At 72.5% G+C, this 5,482-nt stretch carries 4 protein-coding genes; 2 read left to right on the top strand and 2 right to left on the bottom strand.

The annotated features are described in order from the left end of the window. Positions 1 to 2: 2 nt before the first annotated feature. A complete protein-coding gene (locus tag ACSW7Y_RS15935) occupies positions 3 to 2,483 on the bottom strand; it encodes a DNA gyrase/topoisomerase IV subunit A (RefSeq protein WP_438127218.1) in 2,481 nt (826 codons plus the stop codon). Between the two features lie 26 nt (positions 2,484 to 2,509). On the opposite strand from ACSW7Y_RS15935, the gene ACSW7Y_RS15930 reads away from it, so the two are divergent. Beyond that, complete coding sequence (locus tag ACSW7Y_RS15930; protein WP_438127217.1) at positions 2,510 to 3,676, top strand: alkaline phosphatase family protein; 1,167 nt, start codon at positions 2,510 to 2,512, stop codon at positions 3,674 to 3,676. A gap of 99 nt (positions 3,677 to 3,775) precedes the next feature. Here the strand turns inward: ACSW7Y_RS15930 and sepH are convergent, their stop codons facing one another. Then, entirely contained in the window at positions 3,776 to 4,795 is a 1,020-nt protein-coding gene (sepH, locus tag ACSW7Y_RS15925) for a septation protein SepH (protein WP_438127216.1), read from the bottom strand. Positions 4,796 to 5,060: 265 nt separating this feature from the next. On the opposite strand from sepH, the gene ACSW7Y_RS15920 reads away from it, so the two are divergent. Further along, complete coding sequence (locus ACSW7Y_RS15920; RefSeq protein ID WP_031272446.1) at positions 5,061 to 5,360, top strand: DUF4193 domain-containing protein; 300 nt, start codon at positions 5,061 to 5,063, stop codon at positions 5,358 to 5,360. Positions 5,361 to 5,482 lie beyond the last annotated feature (122 nt).

The raw sequence follows: 5,482 nt of genomic DNA, 5'->3' as shown, positions 1-5,482 counted from the left end.
GCCTACGCCTCGCCCGCGGTCCCGTCGAGCGCGGCCGCACTCCCGCCGATCGTGCCGATCACGGCGTCGAGCGGACTGCCCGACCCATCACGCTTCGACAGCCAGTCGGGCAGGGTCCGTGCTGCGCCGTCCGTCCCGACCGCGTGCGGCGGCGCGATGCCCGCCCACGCCACGGTCAGGCCGTCCTCGCCCTTCAGGAACGCGTGCGCCCGGACACCCTGGGTCGCGCGGCCCTTCGCCGGGAACTCGGACAGCGCCGACACCTTGGCCCGACCGTTGTCCGTGCCGGGCAGCGCGGCCGACGAAGTCGAGACGGTCGCCACGACGGCGTCGTCGGACCGCGGGACCGAGCCGAACCAGATCACCGAGGCACCGGACGCGAGTGCGACCCCGGCCACACCGCCGGCCGGCAGACCCTGAGGCCGGACGCCGGACGCCGGGAACCGGAGGAGCTGTGCGTTCGAGGTGATGAACACGAGGTCGTCGTCCTCGGGTGCCTGGGTCGCGCCGATCACCGAATCGCCCGGCTTGAGGCCGATCGCGACGACCTCGGGCTTGTCCGGCCACGCACCGGCCACGACCCGCTTCACCACGCCCTGCGCGGTACCGATCGCCACGGAGTCGTCCGAACCCAGGGAGATGAGTGCGACCACGGTCTCGGTGCGGGCCACGCCGAGGTACTCCGACACCCGGACACCCGCGTCGAGCCGCACGGAGGCCGGCGGGACCGCAGGGACGTCCACCGGGGAGAACCGCACCACGCGGCCGGTCGAGGTCAGCGCACCGAGCTGCCCGCGGACCGTCGACACGACCGACGACCGGACGGCGTCGTGCTTCGACCGCTTCGGCACCCGCACGATGCCGAGGTCGGTGTCGGGGATGTCGACGCGGACGAGCCGCCCCGTGGTGGAGAGGATGACGCGGCACGGCGAGTCGGCGATCTGCAGCGACTCCGGGTCGACCGCGGCCTTGCGGCCACCGCGGACCGGGGCGTCGGCCTCGGTCAGGAGCGTGCGGCGCGGCGTCGCGAACCGGTCGGACACCTCGGTGAGCTCGAGCGACACCTGCGCCCGGAGGCGTTCGTCGGAGGCCAGGAGCTCCTCGAGCGCGGCGATGTCGGCGAGCAGCTGGTCGCGCTCGCCCTCGAGCTCGAGGCGGGAGAACTTCGTCAGCCTGCGCAGCCGGAGCTCGAGGATGTACTCGGCCTGCACCTCGGACAGGTCGAACACCGTCTGCAGTCGGGACCGCGCGGCCTCGGAGTCGTCCGAGGAGCGGATCACCTCGATGACCTCGTCGATGTCGAGGATCGCGATGAGCAGGCCCTCGACCAGGTGGAGCCGCTCACGGCGCCGGGCCAGCCGGTACTCCGATCGTCGCGTGACGACCGACAGGCGGTGGCGCACGTAGACGTCGAGCAGGTCCCGCAGCCCGAGGGTCCGCGGGGAGCCGTCGACGAGTGCGACGTTGTTGATGCCGAAGCCGTCCTCGAGCGGGGTGTGCTTGTAGAGCTGCTCGAGCACGGCGGTGGGGTTGAAGCCGGACTTGATCTCGATGACGAGCCGCAGCCCGTGGTTGCGGTCGGTGAGGTCCTTCACGTCGGAGATCCCGACGAGCTTCTTCGACTGGACGCCGTCCTTGATCTTCTCGATCACGCGCTCGGGGCCGACGAGGTAGGGGAGCTCGGTGACGATGAGCCCGGCCTTGCGCGGCGTGAGGTTCTCGACGCTGACCTTCGCGCGGGTGCGGAACGACCCACGGCCGGTGGCGTAGGCGTCGCGGACCCCGGAGAGCCCGACGATCGTGCCGCCGCCGGGGAGGTCCGGGCCCGGGACGAACTCCATGAGCTCCTCGAGCGAGGCCTGCGGGTTCATGAGCAGGTGCTTCGCGGCCTCGACGACCTCGCCCAGGTTGTGCGGCGCCATGTTCGTGGCCATGCCGACCGCGATGCCCGAGGCACCGTTGACGAGGAGGTTCGGGAACGCCGCCGGCAGCACACCCGGCTGCATGATCTGGTTGTCGTAGTTCGGGACGAAGTCGACGACGTCCTCGCCAAGCCCCTCGGTCATCGCCATCGAGGGTTCGGCGAGCCGGGCCTCGGTGTACCGGGCCGCGGCGGGGCCGTCGTCGAGGGAGCCGAAGTTGCCGTGACCGTCGACGAGCGGCACACGCATCGTGAACGGCTGCGCCATGCGGACGAGCGCGTCGTAGATCGCGCTGTCGCCGTGCGGGTGCAGCTTGCCCATCACCTCGCCGGTGACGCGGGCGCTCTTGACGTGCCCCCGGTCCGGCCGGAGGCCCATCTCGGACATCTGGTACAGGATGCGGCGCTGCACGGGCTTGAGGCCGTCGCGTGCGTCGGGGAGTGCCCGGGAGTAGATGACGGAGTACGCGTACTCGAGGAAGGAACCCTGCATCTCCTCGGAGACGTCGACGTCCTCGATGCGTTCGCCGTCGGGCAGGCCGACTGCTTCCGTGCGTGCCATGGCACCCTTCTGCGAGACTGGTGGGGATGGGAACCAGCGTACCGACGGCCCCCGACGCCGCCGCGAACCTCGCCGACGTCTTCCCGAGTTGCCTCGTGGCGCTCGGCGCTGCGGACGACGCGTGGTTGCGATCACACGGCCTGGAGGCACGGATCGCCCTCCGCCCCGCCCGCTCGGCGGTCGTCGTGCTGGTGGACGGACTCGGCTCCGTCGCGCTCTCGGCGCGCGCCGGGCACGCGCGGTGGCTGGTGGCCCCGCCCGCGAGCGGTTCCGCCAAGAAGCTGCGGAGCGGGTTCCCCACGACGACGGCCGCGGCGCTGAGCACCCTCACGACCGGTCGGCCGCCCGGGTCGCACGGGATCGTCGGCTACAGCGGTTGGAACCCCGACACCGAGAAGGTGATGAACCTGCTCAGCGGGTGGGACGCCGAGGTGCCGGCGGACTGGCTGCTCGGCCCGACGCTCTTCACCGAGGCTGCGGCGCTCGGGGTCGACCCGGTCGTCGTCGGCCCGGCGCGCTACCGGTCGTCGGGCATGACGGCGAGCGTCCTCGGCGGGGCGCGCTACGTGCCCGCCGACTCGATCCCGCAGCGCGTCGACGCCGCCCTGGCCGAGACCGCGACGGGCCGCTCGCTCGTGTACCTCTACGTCCCCGAGCTCGACTCGATCGGGCACAAGCACGGGTGGCAGTCCGACCGGTGGACGGCCGCCCTCGAGCTCCTCGACGGCGAGCTGGCACGCTTCGACCGTGCACTGCGCCCGGACGTGGGGGTCGTCGTGACGGCTGACCACGGCGTGCTCGACGTCCCGGAGCACGCGAACCTGCCGATGGACCCCGAGCTGCTGACGGACGTCGTCGGGGTCGCGGGCGATCCGCGCTGCCGACAGCTCGCCGTCGCGGCGGGCACCGACGTGCGCGACCTCGTCGGCCGCTTCCGGGCCCGCTACGGCAAGAAGGCGTACGTCGCGACCCGGGCCGAGGCGATCGAGGCCGGCTGGTTCGGCGCCGTGGCTCCGGAGGTGGTCGACCGCATCGGCGACGTCGTGCTCGTCGCCCGCGGGTCGTGGGCGTTCAACGACGACCGGGCACTGCGTCCCGGCGAGGTCCCGAAGCGCATGCTCGGGCAGCACGGCGCGATGAGCGACGAGGAGACCTTCGTGCCGCTCCGCCTCGCCGGCGCGTTCGCGGGCTGAGGACGCGACCGGGTGCGGCCGGCCGCCGATGCCCTGGACGTGACCGGCCCCGTCACGCGCGCTGCGTGACGGGGCCGGGTCGTGCCTCCAGGGCGGGGATCAGGCGGGGTCCTCCGGGCGCGTGCCGAAGACGATCTCGTCCCAGCTCGGCATCGACCGGCGGCTCCGCTTCTTCCGGTCCCGCACCTCGGGCTCCGGAGCGGACGACGGGCGCGCGTCCGGCTGGGGCGCGGTGTCGGACGAGTCCTCGAAGCCGTGCAGCGGGACGTCGACGACGCTGATGGAGGTGCGACGGGGCTCCTCCTGGTGCTCGGTGAACGACGCGGCCTCGCGCTCACCGCGGCGGCGACGGAGCGCCTCCAGCAGGTCGGCGGTCTCGTTGCCGGGAGCACGCTCCTCGGGGGCGGCCGCACCGATGCGGGGGAGCGGCGCGCGGAGCGGAGCGCGCTCGGCGACCTCGGGGTCCGTCAGCCCGTCGTCCGCGGTGTCGACCCGGAAGGCTCCGGAGTCGAAGCGGGTGCCGTCGGCGTCCTCGTGGTCGAACTCGACCGCGCGGAGGCGGGGCGCGATGCCCTCGTCGTCCGTGTGGGAGAGGCGGTGCGCGTCACCGTTGTCGGGCACGAGCGTCGACGTCTTCGGGTCGAAGCGCCACTGGGCGTCGTGCTCGACCTCGTCGACGGCGTAGCGGACGCGGACCTGCCAGCCCGTGTCGACGTGCTTCCACGAACCCCACTGCACGCCCGTGGCTTCGCCGGCCTCGAGCTTCGCGGTGATCGCCTCGCCGAACGTGTCGGGTGCCTCGTCGTCGACCGGCGTCACGGACACCCGGCGGGCGGCGTCGACGATGAAGGCGCGCTCGGCGAGCACGGGGCCCTCGAAGCGACGGACGTAGTCGACGTCGACGTCGAGCGCGGCGGCCACGTCGGCGGCGTCGGCGCCACCGCGGATGCGCGCCTGGACGTCCTTCGGGGACACGCGCTTCTGCGGTCCGCCCTCGGGGTTCGCCTGCCGGACCTGGCCCGGGAGGGACGAGGTGACGGGCAGCCGGTACTCCGTGCCGCCGTCCGTCGCGAGCAGGAGTGCGCCCGACTCCACTCCGATGACTCTCAGGTCCTGCATGGTTCCGCCTTCCGATGCGTGCGTACGGTCGTGCGTCGTACCCCGTGAGTATGCAGCGCGTCGACCCCGATCCCGGGGAGGCGCACGGGCGTGCCGCGGAGTGCGGGACGGCGGTTCCGACGACCCGGGAATGGCAGGGCCCGGTGACGGGTTGCACGGGCCGAACGAACCGCCGGGACGCTCGGTTTGCACTCCGGCGGGTCGTGGTGCAAACTGTCGCCGCCGATCACCGGCGACGACCTCTCGATACGAGAAATGGATGGGCATGGCCACCGATTACGACGCCCCCCGGAAGACCGACGACTCCTCGGACTCGGAGTCGATCGAGGCTCTGAAGGAGCGCGTCCCCGACAAGATGTCGGGCGTCGTCGACGATGATTCCGACAACCCGGGCTCGTTCGAGCTCGCCGGTCAGGACCTCTCCGACGTCGACCTCGACGTCGTCGTCCTCCCGCCCCAGGTCGACGAGTTCACCTGTGTCGAGTGCTTCCTCGTGAAGCACCGCTCGCAGCTCGACCACGAGTCGAAGCTCGGCCCGGTGTGCGCGGAGTGCGCCGCACTGTAAGCACGCAACGTCACGACGACCCCGTCACCGTCCGGTGGCGGGGTCGTCTGCGTGTCGGGGCGGGTTGCGCCGGAAGGCTGCGGGGCCGAGTCTCGTGCGGGCGGACGAATCCCGTGCTCGTG

The organism is Curtobacterium flaccumfaciens (assembly GCF_051548005.1).
Taxonomy (GTDB): domain Bacteria; phylum Actinomycetota; class Actinomycetes; order Actinomycetales; family Microbacteriaceae; genus Curtobacterium.
This window is presented reverse-complemented; position numbering and strand designations above follow the sequence as displayed.

Coding starts and splice junctions, on each gene's coding strand:
- ACSW7Y_RS15935 (WP_438127218.1), bottom strand. CDS start 2,483: ATGGCACGCACGGAAGCAGTCGGCCTGCCCGACGGCGAACGCATCGAG.
- ACSW7Y_RS15930 (WP_438127217.1), top strand. CDS start 2,510: ATGGGAACCAGCGTACCGACGGCCCCCGACGCCGCCGCGAACCTCGCC.
- sepH (WP_438127216.1), bottom strand. CDS start 4,795: ATGCAGGACCTGAGAGTCATCGGAGTGGAGTCGGGCGCACTCCTGCTC.
- ACSW7Y_RS15920 (WP_031272446.1), top strand. CDS start 5,061: ATGGCCACCGATTACGACGCCCCCCGGAAGACCGACGACTCCTCGGAC.